The organism is Pseudomonas sp. TE36184 (assembly GCF_054060055.1).
Map to the genome: position 1 here is coordinate 5,001,152 of NZ_JBSSCU010000001.1, position 19,439 is coordinate 5,020,590.

Genomic DNA, 19,439 nt, shown 5'->3' on the forward strand with positions numbered 1-19,439 from the left:
GATTTAATACCAATATGGAATGGTGTCTGTCGTTTTTGGAATAAGTAGTTGGCGCTCAGGCACATGGCAATGGCGGAATCAGAACGCAAGCGGTCGCGACCGGGCGAAAACTGTCACAGGGATTTGTTAGCGTCGATGTCTTTCACTCAGGGAGACAACGCCTATGAAGCTCGCGCCGAAACTACTGGTATCCGCCGCATTCTGCCTCGCACTTGCCGGCCAGGCGTTCGCCGCCACCGAGTTGAAACACTGGCCGGCCCCGGCCGCCAAGCAACTGAACGAAATGATCGCCGCCAACGCCAACAAGGGTAACTTCGCGGTGTTCGACATGGACAACACCAGCTACCGCTACGACCTCGAAGAGTCCCTGCTGCCCTACATGGAAAACAAGGGCCTGATCACCCGCGACAGCCTCGACCCATCGCTCAAGCTTATGCCCTTCAAAGACACCGCCGAGCATAAGGAAAGTCTGTTCAGTTACTACTATCGCCTCTGCGAAGTGGACGACATGGTCTGCTACCCGTGGGTGGCCCAGGTGTTTGCAGGTTTTACCCTCAAGGAGCTCAAGGTCCAGGTCGATGAGTTGATGGCCTCCGGCAAGCCAGTGCCGGTCAGCTATTTCGAAGGCGACGCGGTGAAGAACTCCGAAGTCCAGCCGCCGAAAGTCTTCACCGGTCAGGCTGAGCTGTACAACAAGCTGATGGAAAACGGCATCGAGGTGTATGTGATGACCGCCGCGTCGGAAGAGCTGGTACGCATGGTCGCTGCCGATCCGAAGTACGGCTACAACGTCAAACCGCAGAACGTCATCGGCGTGAGCACCCTGCTCAAGGACCGCAAGACCGGCGAACTGACCACCGCACGCAAGCAGATCACTGCCGGCAAATACGACGAAAAAGCCAACCTCGGTCTGGAGTTGACCCCCTACCTGTGGACCCCGGCGACCTGGATGGCCGGTAAGCACGCCGCGATCCTGACCTACATCGACGAATGGAAAAAACCGGTGATCGTCGGCGGCGATACCCCGACCAGCGACGGCTACATGCTGTTCCACGATGTGGACGTGGCCAAGGGCGGCATTCATCTGTGGGTCAACCGCAAAGACAAATACATGACCCAGCTCAACGGCATGATGGCCAAGCACGCGGCCGCCCAGGCCAAGGAAGGCTTGCCGGTGACGGCGGACAAGAACTGGGTGATCGTCAAGCCTGACGAGATCCAGTAAGACCGAGTCGCTTGCTTATCGGGGGCAAGCCCCCTCCCACACTTGATTGGGTTCACACGGTCAAGCTGTGGGAGGGGGCTTGCCCCCGATAGCGGTGGGTCAGCTGTGGATGTATCGACTGACACTCTGCCATCGGGGGGCAAGCCCCCTCCCACATTTGATCCTCATGGTTATTGAGGTTTTCTCCCAGCAAAAAAAATGCCCCGCACTTGGCGGGGCATTTTCATGGGCGGGCCTTACAGGCCGTCGAGCATTGCCTTGTTACGCACGGCACCCTTGTCGGCACTGGTCGCCAGCAACGCATAAGCCTTCAACGCGGTAGTGACTTTACGCGGACGCTTCTCCACCGGCTTCCAGCCCTTCTTGTCCTGCTCGACCCGGCGCGCGGCCAGTTCTTCGTCGCTGATCAACAGGTTGATCGAGCGGTTCGGAATGTCGATCAGTACCTTGTCGCCGTCCTGTACCAGGCCAATCGCGCCGCCGGCAGCGGCTTCAGGCGAAGCATGGCCGATGGACAGGCCCGAGGTGCCGCCGGAGAAACGGCCGTCGGTCAGCAGCGCGCAGGCTTTGCCCAGGCCTTTGGATTTCAGGTACGACGTTGGGTAGAGCATCTCCTGCATACCCGGGCCGCCTTTCGGGCCTTCGTAGCGGATGATCACGATGTCGCCTTCTTTGACTTCGTCGGCGAGGATGCCGCGTACCGAGCTGTCCTGGCTTTCGTAGATCTTGGCGCGACCTTCGAACACGTGGATCGACTCGTCCACACCGGCGGTTTTCACCACGCAGCCGTCGAGGGCGATGTTGCCGTACAGCACGGCCAGGCCGCCTTCTTTCGAATAGGCGTGCTCGACACTGCGGATGCAGCCGTTTTCACGGTCGACGTCGAGGGTGTCCCAACGGGTCGACTGGCTGAACGCGGTCTGGGTCGGGATGCCCGCCGGGCCGGCCTTGAAGAAGGTGTGTACGGCTTCGTCGTCAGTCTGGGTGATATCCCACTTGGCGATGCCTTCGGCGAGGGACTTGCTGTGTACGGTCGGCAGGTCGGTGTGCAGCAGGCCGCCGCGCGCCAGGGAACCTAAGATCGAGAAGATCCCGCCGGCGCGGTGCACGTCTTCCATGTGGTACTTCTGGATGTTCGGCGCGACTTTGCACAGTTGCGGCACGTGGCGGGACAGACGGTCGATGTCGCGCAGGTCGAAATCGATCTCGGCTTCCTGGGCCGCGGCCAGCAAGTGCAGGATGGTGTTGGTGGACCCGCCCATGGCGATGTCCAGGGTCATGGCGTTTTCGAACGCCTTGAAGTTGGCGATGTTGCGCGGCAACACCGACTCATCGTTCTCGCCGTAGTAGCGCTTGCACAGCTCGACGATGGTGCGGCCGGCCTGCAGGAACAGTTGCTCACGGTCGCTGTGGGTGGCCAGCGTGGAACCGTTGCCCGGCAAGGCCAGGCCCAGGGCTTCCACCAGGCAGTTCATCGAGTTGGCGGTGAACATGCCGGAGCATGAACCGCAGGTCGGGCAGGCGCTGCGCTCGTATTCCGCGACCTTCTCGTCAGAAGCGCTGGAATCGGCGGCGATGACCATGGCGTCGACCAGGTCGAGGCCGTGGGAGGCAAGTTTGGTCTTGCCAGCTTCCATCGGGCCGCCGGAGACGAAGATCACCGGGACGTTCAGGCGCAAGGCGGCCATCAGCATGCCGGGGGTGATCTTGTCGCAGTTCGAAATGCAGACAATGGCGTCGGCGCAGTGGGCGTTGACCATGTACTCCACGGAGTCGGCGATGATCTCGCGGCTCGGCAGGGAATACAGCATGCCGTCATGGCCCATGGCGATGCCGTCGTCCACGGCGATGGTGTTGAATTCTTTGGCGACACCGCCGGCGCGTTCGATCTCGCGGGCGACCAGTTGGCCCAGGTCCTTGAGGTGGACGTGGCCGGGGACGAACTGGGTGAACGAGTTGGCAATCGCGATGATCGGCTTCTTGAAGTCGTCATCTTTCATCCCCGTGGCGCGCCACAGTGCGCGGGCGCCGGCCATGTTGCGGCCATGGGTGGATGTTTTCGAGCGGTAATCTGGCATTTGAGCCCTCCGGGCGGCTAATCAAAACTAATCAGGTGCTAAGGGGAGTGAGCTTCTATGGACGTCTGGAACACCCGAAAAATGGCCGTGGTGTCCGGACGTTGCCGCAAACGTTACGGGATCGCCGTGCGTTTTGGCCTCGAGCTCATAAACCCGCCGGGGGATGACTGGCGATGAATAGGCCGATTCTACACCGCTGGCGGCTGGAGGGAATGGCGAAAAGCGCCGTGGCGACGCATGCCCGGATCAACCAATCTGATGTAGGAGCGAGCTTGCTCGCGAAAAACGAACAGGCGACACGGGCCTCCTGATAGTACGGCGTTATTGTTGACGTTCTTCGCGAGCAAGCTCGCTCCTACAGGGGAGGGACATATTCAGAACCACTGTTTAGAGGCCGGTTGACGTCGCTGCGCCTACCGTTTCTCTTTCACTCACAGAAGAGGACGAAGGAATGTCCACCCAGCAACGTGCACATCGGCTGCGCATCGGACGCTGTTCGGAGTCGGGCCGTATTTACCTGATCACTGCGGTTACCCATCAACGGCAATTGATCTTTCAGGACTGGCGCATCGGCCGCCTGCTTGTCAGTGAGTTCAGGCAGGCTCAGGACGAGGGTGAGGCGACTTCGCTGGCCTGGGTGGTCATGCCTGACCATTTCCATTGGCTGGTCGAGTTGCATAACGGCGACTTGCCAAGGCTGATGCGAATCACCAAGTCGCGAAGTGCCCGTGCCATCAACCAGGCCAGGTGTTCGTTCGGGACCCTATGGCAAAAAGGTTACTTCGACCGCGCACTGCGTCGGGAGGAAGATTTGAAAGCAATGGCCCGCTATATCGTGGCCAATCCCTTGCGTGCAGGGCTGGTCAAGCATATCGGCCAGTACCCGCTATGGGACGCCATCTGGTTGTGACCTCTTCCCCCTTGTAGGAGCGAGCTTGCTCGCGAAGAACGCATAGACGACGCGGGCTACCTGATAGCGCTGCGTTATCGTTGACGTTCTTCGCGAGCAAGCTCGCTCCTACAGGGGGGAAGTGTCAGTGTCCGACCCGCGCATTGGTCAGCCAACCCCACAGGCTGAAAATGATAAAGCTCACGGCAATCGCTATCAGCAAATGACTGCCGGTTTGCGCAAGCGCTGCGCTGCTGACGGCGGCGGTGAAGAACATGATGCTATTTCCTGCTGACGCTGCTGTGCCCGCGCTGCTTGAAAACAACAGCATCGCCGCCGAAATTGCGGCGGGACGAACCAGGGTGACCGCCAGTGCGCTGATCAGCATCGGGATGAGCAGGGTCACTGTGGTAATGGCTTCAAAGATGATAATCAGCGCCAGCAGCACACCCGCGACCAGCAACAACCCAAGACCGATATTGATTTGCCGGGACAGCGCGATACGTTTTTGCAGGTACGAGGCTGCCACCCCGCCGAGGAGATAAGCCGCGCCGTACACCATCATCACCAGCGCGTACTGATATTCGGAAAGCTTCAGCGCGTCCATGAAAATCAGCGGCGTCACGCTGATCAAGGCGAAGTAGCAGGCGAACACCTGCGCGGCGATCCAAGAATCGACAGCGTGATGCAGCCGAGCAGCACTTCCTTGCGCCCCCATTTGTCCGACAACGGGCCGGCGATCAGTTGGGAGATGGAGAAGACCAGTGTGAACAGGCTGATCGAGAGCGCGACGTCGGCCGTCGGAGTGTCGAATTGGGCGGCCAGGGCGGGGAACGACGGCAGGAGAATATTGATCGGGAAGAAGCTGATCAGGGCAATGCAGGTGATCAGGATGAAGCGGGAAAGTTGTTGGCGTTTTACCTCGCCACTGAGGGCGGGAGAGCAGAAGGGCTCAGACATGAGTGGTCATTTCCGGAGTAAAACCAGAAACCGATACTAGTCTGCGAAAAATGGAATTCAATCAAATCTATTGTGCGAAGCGTCCCATATTGGTGTACGCCGCCCCTGTAGGAGCGAGCTTGCTCGCGAAGCACGTCAACGATAACGCAGCGCTATCAGGTAGCTCGCGTCGTCTATGCGTTTTTCGCGAGCAAGCTCGCTCCTACAGGGGGACGGTTTTGGTCTTTAGCTATTTGGCAGCAACCGGCAGGTGATGCTCTTGATGTAGCGCGTCTCGACAATCGCCGGGTGCACCGGATGATCCGGGCCCTGGCCGCCGCGTTCGAGCATCTGGATGTTGCGGTCCAGGTGGCGGGCGCTGGTCAGCAGGATGTTTTGCAGGTCGTCTTCCGGCAGGTGCATCGAGCACGAGGCGCTGACCAGGATGCCGTCCTTGCTGAGCAGGCGCATGGCTTGCTCGTTGAGGCGGCGGTAGGCGCCTTCGCCGTTTTTCATGTCTTTTTTGCGTTTGATGAAGGCCGGTGGGTCGGCGACGATCACGTCGAAGCGTTCTTCGCTGGCTTTCAGCTCTTTGAGGGCTTCGAAGACGTCGCCTTCGATGCAGGTCATTTTCTCGGCGACGCCGTTCAGCGCGGCGTTGCGCTCGACGCCGTCGAGGGCGAAGGCCGAGGCGTCGACGCAGAACACTTCAGTGGCGCCGAAGGCCGCGGCTTGCACGCCCCAGCCGCCGATGTAGCTGTACAGATCGAGGACGCGCTTGCCTTTGGCATACGGGGCCAGGCGTGCGCGGTTCATGCGGTGGTCATAGAACCAGCCGGTTTTCTGGCCCTGGATCACCGGGGCTTCGAATTTCACGCCGTTTTCTTCCAGCGCGACCCACTCCGGCACCAGGCCGAACACGGTTTCGACGTAACGGTTGAGGCCTTCGGCGTCGCGCGCGGCGGAGTCGTTCTTGAACAGAATGCCGCTCGGCTTGAGCACTTGGGTCAGGGCGGCGATCACGTCTTCTTTATGCGCTTCCATGGTCGCCGAGGCGATCTGTACCACCAGGATGTCGCCAAAACGGTCGACCACCAGGCCCGGCAGCAGGTCGGAATCGCCGTAGACCAGGCGGTAGAACGGCTTGTCGAACAGGCGGTCGCGCAGGGACAGGGCGACGTTCAGGCGGTGTACCAGCAGCGACTTGTCCAAAGGCAACTTGATGTCACGCGACAGCAGGCGCGCGCAGATCAGGTTGTTCGGGCTCATGGCCACGATGCCCAGGGTCTTGCCGCCGGCCGCTTCGAGGATGGCCTGGTCGCCCGCCTGGAAGCCGTGAAGTGGGGTGGCGGCCACGTCGATTTCGTTGCTGTAGACCCACAGGTGGCCGTTGCGCAAACGACGATCGGCGTTGGCTTTGAGACGCAGGCTTGGCAGGGACATGACGTCGCTCCGGAAAAAAGAGCGGGAGTATACCGTGTTGCATTACATTTCGTGGCTTGGCCTGATGGGTTGCAGGGGGGGCGCGTGCTGTGGCGTCCATTTGATAGGAGTGCCATTTGGTTTTTTGAGGTGTCGGTCAGCTTCCCATCGGGGTTAGAATCCCCCTCTCGCCCAGAGTGTGTACTTATGTCCCAAGAGCTTTCCGCCGAACAGATCCAGCAGGCCCTGCAAGGCATCAGTGTGCCGCCTCAGCCGCAAATCATGGTGGATTTGCAGATGGAACAGTACATGCCCGACCCGGACCTGGAAGTGATCGCGCGGTTGATTTCCCAGGACCCGGGCCTGTCCGGCGCGCTGCTGAAGATCGTCAACTCGTCGTATTACGGCCTGAGTAACAAGATCGCCTCGATCCAGCGCGCCGTTAACCTGCTGGGCAGCCGTTCGATCATCAACCTGATCAACGCCCTGTCGATCAAGGGCGAGATGAGCGACGACACCATCGTCACCCTCAACCGTTTCTGGGACACTGCCCAAGACGTGGCCATGACCTGCCTCACCCTGGCCAAGCGCACTGGCGCCCAGGCGGTGGACGAAGCCTATGCCCTGGGGCTGTTCCACGATTGCGGCGTGCCGCTGATGCTCAAGCGCTTCCCCAATTACATGGTGGTGCTCGAAGAGTCCTACGCCAATGCCGGTGCCGACTGCCGAGTGGTCGACACCGAAAACAATGCGTTCAACACCAACCATGCGGTGGTCGGCTATTACACCGCCAAGTCCTGGCGCCTGCCGGAGCATGTGACCGACGCCATTGCCAACCATCACAACGCCCTGGCGATCTTCAGCGATGAGTCGCCGCGCAATCCGCAGCTCAAGAACCTGCTGGCGATCCTGAAAATGGCCGAGCACATCTGCGCGTCGTACCGGGTGTTGGGCAACCAGCCGGTCGACTATGAGTGGGACGCGATTGGCCATCTGGTGCTGGACTACGTGGGCCTGTCGGACTACGACTTCGAAAGCATGAAGTTGTCGATCCGCGAACTGGGCGCGCACTGACCCTTACCTCACGAGGCACACATGCCCGAGTTACCAGAAGTCGAAACCACTCGGCGCGGGATTGCGCCGCACCTGGAAGGCCAGCGGGTCAGCCGCGTCGTGGTGCGTGAGCGACGCCTGCGCTGGCCGATCCCGGAAGACCTCGATGTACGCCTGTCCGGGCAGCGCATCGTGCTGGTGGAGCGGCGGGCCAAGTACCTGTTGATCAACGCCGAAGTGGGCACCCTGATCAGCCACCTGGGCATGTCGGGCAACCTGCGCCTGGTGGAAGTCGGCCTGCCGGCGGCCAAGCATGAGCATGTGGACATCGAGCTGGAGTCGGGCCTGGCCCTGCGCTACACCGACCCTCGGCGTTTTGGTGCGATGCTCTGGAGCCAGGACCCGCATAACCACGAACTGCTGATCCGCCTGGGGCCGGAGCCGTTGACCGACCTGTTCGATGGCGAACGCCTGTTCAAACTGTCCCGTGGGCGTTCGATGGCGGTCAAACCGTTCATCATGGACAACGCGGTGGTGGTGGGCGTGGGCAATATCTACGCGACCGAAGCGCTGTTCGCGGCGGGGATCGATCCGCGCCGCGAGGCCGGTGGCATTTCACGCGGGCGCTATCTGAAGCTGGCGATCGAGATCAAGCGCATTCTGGCGGCCGCCATCGAGCGCGGCGGCACCACCTTGCGCGACTTTATCGGCGGCGACGGGCAGCCGGGGTATTTCCAGCAGGAACTGTTCGTCTACGGCCGGGGCGGCGAGGCGTGCAAGGTCTGCGGGAGCGAGTTGCGCAATGTGGTGCTGGGGCAGCGGGCGAGTGTGTTTTGCCCTAAGTGCCAGAGCTGATTGCTGTGTGATGGCGGATATCGCCATCGGGGGCAAGCCCCCATCCCACATTTGAATGTATTCACACATCAACGTGTGGGAGGGGGCTTGCCCCCGATGAGGCCTTCACAGACGCCACCAGGCTCAAGCCTTACCGGTAATCTTCCGGTATTTCTCCATCAACTGCGCTTCAGTCTCCGGATGGGCTTCATCCAGTGGAATGCAATCCACCGGGCACACCTGCTGGCACTGCGGTTCGTCGTAGTGGCCGACGCACTGGGTGCAGAGGTTGGGGTCGATCACGTAGATCTCTTCGCCTTGGGAAATCGCGGCGTTCGGGCACTCGGGTTCGCAGACGTCGCAGTTGATGCAATCGTCGGTGATGATCAAGGACATGGAAACTCCTGCCAGGGCAGTCAGCCAAGGCATCTGGAAAACTAATGCGCGCAATTGTGCCGCATTGGCGCCCGCAGTGCGAGCGGGCGCCGAGTGAGCGGTCTTACTTCTTGAAGCGCAGGGTCAGCGCATCAGCCACGGCCGGATGCACGAACTTGGTGATATCCCCGCCCAGGGCCGCGATTTCACGGACCAACGTCGAGGAAATGAACGAATAACGCTCCGACGGCGTGAGGAACAGGCTTTCCACGTCCGGCGCCAGTTGGCGGTTCATGTTGGCCAACTGGAATTCGTATTCGAAGTCCGATACCGCGCGCAGGCCGCGCAGGAACACATTGGCGTTCTGCTCTTTGGCGAAATGTGCCAGCAGCGTCGAGAAACCCACCACTTCGACGTTGGGCAGGTGCTTGGTGACCTCGCGCGCCAGCTCCACGCGCTGTTCCAGGGGAAACAGCGGGTTTTTCTTGGGGCTGGCAGCGACCGCGATGATCACATGGTCGAACAAGCGCGAGGCGCGTTCGACCAGATCGCCATGGCCTTTGGTAATCGGGTCGAAGGTACCTGGGTACAACACTCGGTTCATCGCGTCGTCCTGGCGGAGTCCGTTGGGGAACCGGATGGTATCGCAGCCGTCCCGGTCGGCCAAGTCGACTTATGCAGATAGACCCGCGAAATACCCTGTTTTTTCATGCCGTTTTCAGACGTTCGGCCAATGCGCTCGCCAGTTGCGCGGTCAATCCGTACACCGACAACTGCGGGTTGGCGCCAATGCTGGTGGGGAACAACGAGCCATCGTGGATCGACAGGTTGCGCAACTGGTGATGGCGACCGAGGCTGTCGGCCACCGCATTTTTCGGCTCTTCGCCCATGGCGCAGCCGCCCATCACGTGGGCGCTGCCCAGGCAGGTGCGGTGCAATTCCAGGTTGAGGCCGTCGATCAGGCTGCGTGCTTCGGCCAGGGTCTTCACGTAGCGCGCATCGTGATGCAGCGGCTTGACCGACTTGGCGCCCGCCGCGAACTGGATCTCGGCCATGCTGTGGAACGCGCGGCGCAGGCCGTCCCAGGCGTAAGGCGACACCTGGTAATCGAGCACCGGTGTGCCGTCGCCGCGCAGTTCCACGCTGCCGCCGGGGCTGTCGGGGTGGAAGCCGTCGCGCAGCAGGGCAAGCATTGCGTGGGTATGTGGCAATTGGCTCATGTCCAGAGCGTTCTGGGTGCCGTAGCCGCCGAGCAGCGTACTGGCCAGCGCCGGGTGCAGCGGCGGCGCTTCGAGCTTGTACGACATTCTGCCGGTGGTGCCGTCCAGCCATTGGAAGTGATCGGAATAGATCGACTGCGGCGCGCCATAGAACGGGTTGATCACCTCGTCGAACAGCGCCGCGGAGAAGTTCACCAAATGCAAAAAGGTGCGCTTGCCCAGCCGCGAATGCGGGTCGGGGGCGGCCGAGCGCATCAGCAGCGCCGGGCTGTTGATGCCGCCGCCGGCCAGCACGTAATGCCTGGCCTTGACCGTGATCTTGCGTCCAGTCGGCGCCACGCAGCGTTCGTCCATGGCCACGCATTCCAGGCTATTGATGCGGTCGCCGCTGTAGACCAGGCGTTCGGCGCGGGCCAGGTACAGCAGCTCGCCGCCTTTCTCCAGGGTGGAGGGGATGGTGGTCACCAGCATCGACTGCTTGGCGTTGACCGGGCAACCCATGCCGCAATAACCCAGGTTGAAGCAGCCGCGCACGTTGCGCGGGATCACATGCCAGCTGTAGCCCAGCTGTTCGCAGCCTTTGCGGATCACGTCGTTGTTGGCGTTGGGCGGCATGGCCCAGGGAGCGATACCCAGGCGCTGTTCCATTTTTTCGAACCATGGCGCCATGTCCGCGCTGCTGTGGCCCTTGACCGCATATTCGCTGGCCCAGTGGCTGAGGGTGGCGTCCGGGGTGCGGAAGCTGGAGGTCCAGTTGATCAGCGTGGTGCCGCCCACGGCCCGGCCTTGCAGGATGGTGATGGCGCCGTCCTTGCTCATGCGGCCGATGCCTTCTTGATACAGGCTGGCGTAGGCCTCGTCTTCGAGCAGCTTGAAATCGCTGCTGGTCTTGAGCGGGCCTTCTTCGATCAGCAGCACTTTGTAGCCGGCGGCGCTGAGGATTTCGGCAGTGGTGCCGCCGCCGGCACCGCTGCCGATGATCGCTACGTCGGCTTCCAGCGTCAGGTCGCGGTCGAGGGCGGCGCCATTGTGGGTTTTCCAGCCGCGGGCCAGGCCGTCGCGGAACAGATCGGGTACAGGCATCGGGGTCGTCTCTTGTTTTTATTGGGGGGATGCGAATCAGATCTTCGGCGGCCCGGGGTAGCCGCAATGGGCCCACGACGCCGGCCGGAAGTACCAGGCCATGATCACCAGCTTGAGCAACGAACCCTGGCCCATGCGCAGCAGGTTCAGGTAGCTGTTTTCCCAGCGGTGCAGGAAGTTGCGGATCTGTTCGCCACTGGCGTTTTCCCAACTGCCCCAGACCCCGGTCAGTGGGCCGCGGGTGATGCCCATGCCCAGCACGTCGAACAATTGCTGGGTCAGCTTGAACATCTCCGGCGACAGGTGCTGCAGGCTGTAGTCGAGTTTTTTCAGGGTGTCTTCAATCCCGCTGGCAACTTCCTGGGCGCTGGCCACGCCTTCCAGCAGCACCGGGATCACCGCGCGCAGAAACGGCAAGTCGCTGCTGCGCAACAGGGCAAAGCCGCTGGCCGGAGTGCTGCTGGAGCAACCGCTGAGGCTCGCGCCCAGCCCGGCGGTGGCCAGGAAGGCGCTGGCGCACAGGCCGATTTTCAGGACGCCGCGCCGCGACAGCGCGGGTGAATCAGTCAGGCTAGGGTTCATTGTTATGGTTATCCCGAGGGTGGCGGTATCAGCGGATAAACAGCTTCTGGATCAGCTTCTGGATCGATTTGCCGTAGGGCGGGTAGATCAACTTCGCGGCGTTCAGGCGCTGCTTGACCAGCACGCCCTTGGCCTTGCTGAACGTGAGGAACCCTTCATGACCGTGGTAGTGGCCCATGCCTGATGGGCCGATGCCGCCGAAAGGCATGTCGTCCTGAGCCACATGCAGCAGCGTGTCGTTCAGGCATACGCCGCCGGAGTGGGTTTCGTGGAGTACGCGGTTCTGTTCGCGCTTGTTGTAGCCGAAGTAGTACAGGGCCAGTGGGCGAGGCCGCTGATTGATGTAGGCAAAGGCTTGGTCGATGCCGCGATAAGGCACGATCGGTAGCACCGGGCCGAAGATTTCGTCCTGCATCACTGTCATTTCATCGCTGACATTCAACAGCAGGCTGTGGGCCATGCGCCGTGCCTGGCCCTGGTCGTACAGAGGGATCAGGGTGGCGCCCTTGTCGGTGGCGTCCTTCACGTAGGCGTTGAGCCGGGCCAGTTGCCGTTCGTTGATGATGGCGGTGTAGTCCGGGTTGTTGGTCAGCGTCGGGTAAAAACCGCGAAGCGCCTTGCTGTAGGCCTCGACGAAACCCTCGACGCGATCTTCCGGCACCAGCACGTAGTCCGGCGCCACGCAGGTTTGCCCGGCGTTCAGGGCCTTGCCGAAGGCGATGCGTTCGGCGGCGTCCTTGAGGGGCACATCGGCGGAAACGATCGCCGGCGATTTGCCGCCCAGTTCCAGCGTGACCGGGGTCAGATGCTCGGCCGCCGCGCGCATCACATGTTTACCGATGCTGGTGGCGCCGGTGAACAGCAGATGATCGAAGCGCAGCCTGGAAAATGCCATGCCGACGTCGGCCTCGCCCAGCACCACGCACACCAGGTCTTCGGGGAAGACCTTCGCCAGCAGAGTCTTGAGCAGTTCGCCGGTGGCCGGGGTCGATTCGCTGAGTTTGAGCATCACCCGGTTGCCCGCGGCCAACGCGCCCACCAATGGCCCGATGGCCAGGTACAGCGGGTAGTTCCAGGGCACGATCACCCCGACCACGCCCAGCGGTTGGTAGATGACTTTGGCCGAGGCGGGCTGGAAGGCAATGCCTACAGCGCGGCGGGAAGGTTTCATCCAGCCACTGAGGTGTTTGCTCGCATAGTGAATGCCATGCAGGCTGGGCATCAGTTCGGCGAACAGGGTTTCGTCGGCGCTGCGATGGCTGAAGTCCTGGCTGATCGCATCGATCAGCGCCTGGCGTTCGTCGCTGAGCACTTCGCGCAAGGCCCTGAGCCATTGCTGGCGTTGCGCGGCCGGCGGCATCGGGTTGGCGGCATAGGCGCGGCGTTGGGCGTCGAACAGGCCCTGGAGTTGATCCAGTGTCTGGGAATCTTGCGGGTAGGCAACGTTGGCAGACATGGTGCAGTTCCGGATTGTTATTGGTCTGCCTGGATTTTTAGAGTTATTGCTCTAAATTGTCAAATGGCATTGCAGCCATAACTGGATTTATCCCGGCAAGGTTAGGCCGTAAGATGGTCGATCACGTGTACAGAAGCTGATCCCCTATGGCACCACGAGTAAAGACCAGCGAGCGCATTGTGCAAACCAGCCTGGAGCTTTTTAACCAGCAGGGCGAGCGCAGTGTCAGCACCAACCATATCGCCGCCCATATGGAAATTTCGCCGGGCAACCTGTACTACCACTTCCCCAACAAGCAGGCGATCATCGCCGTGCTGTTTCGCGAATACGAAGCCTTGGTCGACAGTTTCCTGCGCCCGCCCCAGGGTCGCACCATGGTGGTGGAGGACAAGCGCTTCTACCTGCAGGCGGTCCTGGCCGGCATGTGGCGCTACCGTTTCCTGCACCGTGACCTCGAACACCTGCTGGAGAGCGACCCGGAACTGGCCACCGGCTACCGGCGCTTTTCCCAGCGTTGCCTGATTCAGGGTGGCGCCATTTACCGAGGGTTTGTCGATGCCGGCATTCTCAATATGGATCCGGTGCAAACCGAGGCGCTGACCCTCAACGCCTGGATCATCCTTACCTCCTGGGTGCGGTTTTTGTGTACCACCAATGAAAAATCCACACATCTGAGCGCCGAAGCGATCAAGCGCGGGGTGTATCAGGTGCTGGTGCTGGAAGCGGGGTTTGTCACGCCGCAGGCCAAAGCGGCGGTGGATGCACTGTTCAAAGAGTTTTACGTGCCGTTGAACCAGGCACTGGAAGAAGTGAAGTAGGATCTTTCCCGAATTTGTTCACAGGAGTCTGTCATGCCACTTGCCCAACTGATCAGCCCCCAGCAACTGGCCGAGCGCCAACAGCGCGGCGCTCTGGTGATACTTGACTGCCGCTTTGCCCTGGAAGACCCGGACTACGGAATGTGCAGCTACGCCGAAGGGCATATCGAAGGCGCGCAATATGCCGACCTGGAGCGCCATCTCAGTGGGCCGGTGACCAAGGGCGTGACCGGGCGTCACCCGTTGCCGCAGGCGCAGACGCTCGCCGAGCAACTGCGTGCCTGGGGCATCAATGCCGATACCGATGTGGTGCTCTACGACGACGGCCCCGGTGTTTATGCCGCCCGCACCTGGTGGTCGCTGGCGTGGCTGGGCAAGCGTGATGGCGTGTTTATCCTGGACGGTGGCTTGAAGGCCTGGCACGCGGCCGGCTTCCCGTTAAGCCTGGATGCGCCGGTGATCGAGCGCGGCACCTTTGTCGGCACGCCGGACAATCGCCTGTTGCTGGATGCCAAGCAGCTGCAAAAACGCCTGGGCCAACCGGGCCTGACCCTGCTCGACGCCCGCGCCCAGCCGCGCTTTCGCGGCGATGTCGAGCCTATCGACCCGATTGCCGGGCACATTCCCGGCGCGCAATGTGCGGCGTTCACCGAAAACCTGGGCAGCGATGGGCGTTTCCTGCCGGCCGAGCAGCTCAAGCAGCGCTTCGCCGCCCAGTTGCAAGGCCGTTCGCCGGATGAGTTGGTGGCGTATTGCGGTTCGGGCGTGACGGCGTGCCACAACCTGTTCGCCCTGAGCCTGGCGGGTTACCCGTTGGGTAAGTTGTATGCGGGCTCGTGGAGCGAGTGGATTACCGATCCAACGCGGGAAATCGCGACGGGCGACTGAGTTGTCCTGCGTGTAAACCCACCTTGTTTAACGGGGTTGTGTCAGCAGCCATTGCGGAATCCGCCGCTCCAGGTAGTAACCGGGGCGCTTCAGCGAACCGTCGACAAACCCCACATGCCCACCCTTGGCCAGCAATTCGAACTCGGTGCAATCCGACAACTCGCTGGCTTCGGGCAGGCTATGGGCGAAGACAAACGGGTCATCGGCCGCCTGGATGATCAGGGTCGGCGTGCGGATATCGCCCAGGTAGTAACGGCTCGACGCGCGGCGGTAATAGTCTTCGGCACTGAGGAAACCATGCAGCGGCGCGGTGACCCGGCCGTCGAAGTCCCAGAACGTGTGCATCTTCTCCAGAGACCCGAGTGCCTCCAGGGCCTTGAGCCCTTCAGCACGACCATCCTGTAAAAAGCGGCTTTGTTTGACACGGATATACGCCACCATCTCGCGCATGAAGTGCTTCTGGTACACCCGCGAAAAGCCCAGGCCGATGCGATCGGCGCACTGATCCAGACGAAACGGCACCGACACCGCGGCCGCGCCTTGCAGCCCCGAATTCGCGCCGGTTTCGCCCAAATGCTTGAGCAGCACGTTGCCCCCCAGGGAATAACCCACCGCATACAACGGCGCCAACGGCCGCTTGACGCGCAGATGGGCAATCGCTGCTGCCAGGTCTTCGCTGGCGCCCGAGTGGTAGCTGCGCGCCAACAGGTTCGGCTCGCCCGAGCATCCGCGCCAGTTCAAGGCCGCACTGGCCCAGCCCTGGGCAGCGAGGGCTTTTTGCAGGCCGGCCACGTAAGGCGAGTTGGACGAACCGGTCAGCCCATGCAGTACCAGCACCAACGGCGCTTGCGCGTCATGGGGGCCATGCCAGTCGAGGTCGAGAAAGTCGCCGTCGTCCAGCCACAGGCGTTCGCGTGGGCGTTCGAGGTGCGTGGTCGGGCGCCACAGCGGCCCCCACAACGTTTGCAGGTGAGGGTTGCCGAGGCCGAAGGCGGGTTTGAACAGGTCTGAAGAGGGGGTCATGACACTCTCTGTGGCACGCGGACTCACTGTGGCGAGCGAGCTTGCTCGCCACAAAAGCCCGTTCAGGCCGAGGGCTGTACCGAACGTTGCCACAATGCGTAATACACCCGCCCGGATTTCTGTTCCCGGTGCAGGCGCCAGCTGCCGGGCAGGCCCAGGCTGGATGGCGCGCTTTCGCTTTCAGTGTAGATCCACGAGTCCGGCGCCAGCCATTGGCGCTCTTCCAGCAACGCGCACACGGTCGGCAGCAGGTTCTGGTTGAACGGCGGGTCGAGGAACACCACGTCGTATTCGCTGGCGGCCTGGGTTTCCAGGTAGCGCAGCGCGTCGGCGGTCTGCACCTGGCCGTTGGTGCAACGCAGGGTGCCCAGGTGTTCCTTGAGGCTGGACACCGCCACATTGCTGGCATCCAGCGCCTGTGCCTGGGCCGCGCCACGGGACAGCGCCTCGAGGAACAGCGCGCCGCTGCCGGCAAACGGGTCGAGTACCTTGGCCCCGGCGATGTAGGGTGCCAGCCAGTTGAACAGGGTTTCACGCACGCGATCCGGCGTTGGGCGCAGGCCCACGACGTCGGGGAAGCTGAGCTTGCGGCTGCCCCATTCACCGCCAATGATGCGCAGTTGGCCCACACCGTTATGCACGTTGTGGACAGGTTTTTTCGGGCGAGATGAACTGGCCATTAATGCTCCGGAACCCCGAGCGGCTGCTCGGCAGGTTTATCAGTGGGGGGCGGTAGTGGCTTTTGCGCAGTCGTCGGGCCGGCGGTCACGATGACCATCTTGTCGGCGCTCAGGTGTTTGTTCAAAGCCGCTTTGACCTGTTCTACGGTCAGGGCCTGGGATTGTTTCATGAAATCTTCCAGATAGCTCAGCGGCAGGTTGTAGAAACCCATGGCGCCCAGCTGCCCGACGATATCGGCGTTGCTCGCGGTGGACAGCGGGAAGCTGCCGCTCAGCTCGCGCTTGGCGTCATCCAGCTCCTTTTGCGTCGGGCCGGTCTTGAGGTAGTCGGCCAGCACGTCTTCCACCAGGCGCAGGGTGCCGCCGCTCATTTCCGCGCGGGTCTGCAGGTTGATCATGAACGGGCCGCGCACTTGCATCGGCGAGAAACCGGAGTAGACGCCGTAGGTCAGGCCGCGCTTCTCGCGCACTTCACTCATCAAGCGGGTGCCGAAGCCCCCGCCGCCGAGGATCTGGTTGCCCAGGGACAGGGCGGCGTAGTCCGGGTCGGCGCGATCGATGCCCAGTTGCGCGAACAGCAGGTGCGTCTGCTTGGACGGGAACTCGATATGGCTCAAACCGGCCTTGGGCTCGGTCGGCTGGGCGATCTTCGCCAGGGCCGGGCCTTTGGGCAGCGAGGCCGAGACCTTGGCAGTCATGGCTTCGGCCTCGGCGCGGGTCAGGTCGCCCACTACGGCAATCACAGCGTTACCCGCGGCATACGCCTTGGCGTGGAATGCCTGCAACTGTGCCTGGGTGATTTTCGGAACGCTCTCGGCCGTGCCTTCGCTCGGGTGAGCATACGGGTGGTCGCCGTACAGGCGCTTGAACAGCTCCAGGCTCGCCAGTTTGCCGGGGTTCTGCTTCTGATACTCAAAGCCGGCGAGGATCTGGTTCTTGATGCGCGCCAGGGAGTCGGCGGGGAAGGTCGGTTTGCCGATCACCTGGTCAAACAGCGCCAGGGCGGCGTCGCGCTTGTCGCTGTCGCTCAGGCCGCGCAGGGACACCAGCGCCATGTCGCGGTAAGCGCCATTGCCGAAGTCCGCGCCGAGGCCTTCAAAGCCGCTGGCGATCTGGCTCACATTCTTGCCCGGCACGCCTTCGTTGAGCATGGCGTTGGTCATCAGCGCCACGCCGGGGACGTTGCCGTCCTGGCTGCTGCCGGCGGCGAACAGGATACGCATGTCGAACATCGGCAGTTCGTGGGCTTCGACGAACAGCACCTTGGCGCCTTCGGCGGTGTTCCAGGTCTGCACGTCGAGCTTGCGGTTGGTCGGCGCCTTGCCGTCCAGTTCCGCCAGGGATTGCAGTGTGTGGGTCGACTGGGCTTTTTCCAGCGCCGGGCTGGCGACGGATTCGCTTGGGCGCAGGAAATACACCGCGCTCGCCGCGATCAGGGTGACGGCGATCAGGCCGGGCAGGATCAGGCGGCTGCTTTTGCGATCACTCATGAGCGGTCTCCTCAGGCAGGACATGGGCGACGCTGAGACGTTCGCGGGTGAAATAGGTACGTGCGGCCTTCTGGATATCGTCCGGGGTCACGCTTTGCAGGTCGGCCAGTTCGGTGTCCATCAGTTTCCAGGACAGGCCGACGGTTTCCAGGGAACCGATGGCGGTCGCCTGGCTAGTGATCGAGTCGCGCTGGTAGACCAGGCCGGCAATGACCTGGGCGCGGATACGCTCCAGCTCCTCGGCGGTCGGCGGCTTGGCTTTGAGTTCTTCCAGCAGGCGCCACAGGCCGGCTTCGGCTTGTGCGATGGTCTTTTTCTTCTGCTGGTTCGGTGTGGCGCTCAGGGTGAACAGGCTGTCACCGCGGGTGTAGGCGTCGTAGTTGGTGGAGGCGGAGGAGACCAGCTCTTCACCGCGTTCGAGCCGTTCCGAAATGCGCGCGCTGTAGCCGCCGTCGAGCAGGGCCGAGATCAGGCGCAGGGCTTGTACCGAGCGTTTGTCTGGCGCGGTGGCCAGGCCGGGCACGTTGAAGCCCAGGATCACGCTCGGCAGTTGGGTCTGCACATGCATCGTCAGCAGGCGCTCGCCGGGCTCGGCCAGTTCCAGCGGGATCTTCGCCGGTGGCACGTCACGTTTGGGGATCGGGCCGAAGTAGCGCTGGGCCAGGTTCTTCACCTCGTCCGGGGTCACGTCGCCGACCACCACCAGGGTGGCGTTGTTCGGCACGTACCAGGACTGGTACCAGTGGCGCAGTTCTTCGACCTTCATGCGGTCGAGGTCGGCCATCCAGCCGATGGTCGGCGTGTGGTAGCCGCTGGCCGGGAAGGCCATGGCCTTGAAGCGCTCGAAGGCCTTGGACATCGGGTTGTCGTCGGTGCGCAGGCGGCGTTCTTCCTTGATCACTTCGATCTCGCGGCTGAACTCGTCGGCCGGCAGGCGCAGGCTGGCCATGCGGTCGGCTTCGAGTTCGAAGGCGACACCCAGGCGGTCACGCGCCAGCACTTGGTAGTAGGCGGTGTAGTCGTCGCTGGTGAAGGCGTTCTCTTCGGCGCCCAGGTCGCGCAGGATCAGCGAGGCTTCGCCGGGGCCGACCTTGGAACTGCCCTTGAACATCATGTGTTCCAGAGCGTGGGACAAACCGGTCTGGCCCGGGGTTTCGTAGCTCGAACCGACTTTGTACCAGACCTGGGAAACCACCACCGGCGCGCGATGGTCTTCGCGCACGACCACTTTGAGGCCGTTATCCAGGGTGAATTCATGGGTGGGTTGTGGGTCGGCAGCCAAGGCTGAGAGGGGCAGACAAACTGTGCTGAGCAGCAGGCCTGCGGCGCGGCGGGCTAGAGCATTCATTCGTTTTTAAACCTGTTGGGCTGCCCGCTTGGTCTT

At 62.1% G+C, this 19,439-nt stretch carries 17 protein-coding genes and 1 pseudogene; 6 read left to right on the plus strand and 12 right to left on the minus strand.

All coding sequences use genetic code 11. From position 1 onward, the window contains the following. Window positions 1–163 precede the first annotated feature (163 nt). Window positions 164–1,225 (plus strand): HAD family hydrolase, encoded by a 1,062-nt coding sequence (locus ACVWZP_RS22450; RefSeq protein WP_046381742.1) that lies wholly within the window; start codon window positions 164–166, stop codon window positions 1,223–1,225. A 236-nt stretch (window positions 1,226–1,461) separates the two neighbouring features. On the opposite strand, the gene ilvD is transcribed toward ACVWZP_RS22450, so the two are convergent. After that, complete coding sequence (gene ilvD / locus ACVWZP_RS22455; RefSeq protein ID WP_046381743.1) at window positions 1,462–3,303, minus strand: dihydroxy-acid dehydratase; 1,842 nt, start codon at window positions 3,301–3,303, stop codon at window positions 1,462–1,464. Window positions 3,304–3,754: 451 nt separating this feature from the next. Between ilvD and ACVWZP_RS22460 the strand changes: the two genes are divergently transcribed. Further along, entirely contained in the window at window positions 3,755–4,213 is a 459-nt protein-coding gene (locus ACVWZP_RS22460; protein ID WP_177031835.1) for an REP-associated tyrosine transposase, read from the plus strand. 124 nt (window positions 4,214–4,337) lie between these two features. Here ACVWZP_RS22460 and ACVWZP_RS22465 read toward each other — a convergent pair. Further along, window positions 4,338–5,152 (minus strand): annotated as a pseudogene (locus ACVWZP_RS22465) (MFS transporter). Between the two features lie 225 nt (window positions 5,153–5,377). Further along, window positions 5,378–6,574 carry a class I SAM-dependent rRNA methyltransferase gene (locus ACVWZP_RS22470; RefSeq protein WP_046381745.1) on the minus strand — a complete coding sequence of 399 codons (1,197 nt, stop codon included), beginning with the start codon at window positions 6,572–6,574 and terminating at the stop codon, window positions 5,378–5,380. Between the two features lie 240 nt (window positions 6,575–6,814). Between ACVWZP_RS22470 and ACVWZP_RS22475 the strand changes: the two genes are divergently transcribed. Beyond that, the gene (locus ACVWZP_RS22475; RefSeq protein WP_169850532.1) at window positions 6,815–7,627 is read left to right on the plus strand and encodes an HDOD domain-containing protein; all 813 of its coding nucleotides are present in this window, start codon (window positions 6,815–6,817) and stop codon (window positions 7,625–7,627) included. 21 nt (window positions 7,628–7,648) lie between these two features. Further along, window positions 7,649–8,461: a bifunctional DNA-formamidopyrimidine glycosylase/DNA-(apurinic or apyrimidinic site) lyase gene (gene mutM, locus ACVWZP_RS22480; protein WP_017845033.1), complete on the plus strand. Its 813-nt coding sequence runs from the start codon at window positions 7,649–7,651 to the stop codon at window positions 8,459–8,461. Between the two features lie 123 nt (window positions 8,462–8,584). Here mutM and ACVWZP_RS22485 read toward each other — a convergent pair whose 3' ends face one another. From ACVWZP_RS22485 to ACVWZP_RS22505, 5 genes are all read right to left on the minus strand, one after another. Beyond that, window positions 8,585–8,836, minus strand: a complete 252-nt coding sequence (locus tag ACVWZP_RS22485; RefSeq protein WP_010564414.1) for a YfhL family 4Fe-4S dicluster ferredoxin — start codon at window positions 8,834–8,836, stop codon at window positions 8,585–8,587. Between the two features lie 103 nt (window positions 8,837–8,939). Then, window positions 8,940–9,419, minus strand: coding sequence for a pantetheine-phosphate adenylyltransferase (gene coaD, locus ACVWZP_RS22490; protein ID WP_003176711.1), 480 nt, complete (start codon window positions 9,417–9,419; stop codon window positions 8,940–8,942). 103 nt (window positions 9,420–9,522) lie between these two features. Then, window positions 9,523–11,118 (minus strand): GMC family oxidoreductase, encoded by a 1,596-nt coding sequence (locus ACVWZP_RS22495; RefSeq protein WP_046381747.1) that lies wholly within the window; start codon window positions 11,116–11,118, stop codon window positions 9,523–9,525. 36 nt (window positions 11,119–11,154) lie between these two features. Beyond that, window positions 11,155–11,700 carry a twin-arginine translocation pathway signal protein gene (locus tag ACVWZP_RS22500; protein ID WP_108524869.1) on the minus strand — a complete coding sequence of 182 codons (546 nt, stop codon included), beginning with the start codon at window positions 11,698–11,700 and terminating at the stop codon, window positions 11,155–11,157. Between the two features lie 28 nt (window positions 11,701–11,728). Next, the gene (locus ACVWZP_RS22505) at window positions 11,729–13,156 is read right to left on the minus strand and encodes a coniferyl aldehyde dehydrogenase (protein ID WP_457370167.1); all 1,428 of its coding nucleotides are present in this window, start codon (window positions 13,154–13,156) and stop codon (window positions 11,729–11,731) included. Between the two features lie 146 nt (window positions 13,157–13,302). On the opposite strand from ACVWZP_RS22505, the gene ACVWZP_RS22510 reads away from it, so the two are divergent. Together ACVWZP_RS22510 and ACVWZP_RS22515 are read left to right on the plus strand one after the other, a co-directional pair. After that, window positions 13,303–13,974 (plus strand): TetR/AcrR family transcriptional regulator, encoded by a 672-nt coding sequence (locus ACVWZP_RS22510; protein ID WP_017845029.1) that lies wholly within the window; start codon window positions 13,303–13,305, stop codon window positions 13,972–13,974. A 33-nt stretch (window positions 13,975–14,007) separates the two neighbouring features. Beyond that, window positions 14,008–14,862 carry a sulfurtransferase gene (locus ACVWZP_RS22515; RefSeq protein WP_288075876.1) on the plus strand — a complete coding sequence of 285 codons (855 nt, stop codon included), beginning with the start codon at window positions 14,008–14,010 and terminating at the stop codon, window positions 14,860–14,862. 27 nt (window positions 14,863–14,889) lie between these two features. On the opposite strand, the gene ACVWZP_RS22520 is transcribed toward ACVWZP_RS22515, so the two are convergent. The 4 genes from ACVWZP_RS22520 to ACVWZP_RS22535 form a co-directional block, all read right to left on the minus strand. Further along, a complete protein-coding gene (locus tag ACVWZP_RS22520) occupies window positions 14,890–15,885 on the minus strand; it encodes a hydrolase (RefSeq protein ID WP_457370168.1) in 996 nt (331 codons plus the stop codon). Between the two features lie 62 nt (window positions 15,886–15,947). Continuing rightward, window positions 15,948–16,565: a 16S rRNA (guanine(966)-N(2))-methyltransferase RsmD gene (gene rsmD / locus ACVWZP_RS22525; protein WP_017845026.1), complete on the minus strand. Its 618-nt coding sequence runs from the start codon at window positions 16,563–16,565 to the stop codon at window positions 15,948–15,950. Next, window positions 16,565–18,055, minus strand: coding sequence for a M16 family metallopeptidase (locus ACVWZP_RS22530; RefSeq protein ID WP_017845025.1), 1,491 nt, complete (start codon window positions 18,053–18,055; stop codon window positions 16,565–16,567). Before ACVWZP_RS22530 ends, rsmD begins: the two co-directional genes overlap by 1 nt. Next, a complete protein-coding gene (locus tag ACVWZP_RS22535) occupies window positions 18,048–19,403 on the minus strand; it encodes a M16 family metallopeptidase (protein WP_017845024.1) in 1,356 nt (451 codons plus the stop codon). The genes ACVWZP_RS22530 and ACVWZP_RS22535 overlap by 8 nt, the downstream gene beginning before the upstream one ends. Window positions 19,404–19,439: the final 36 nt, after the last annotated feature.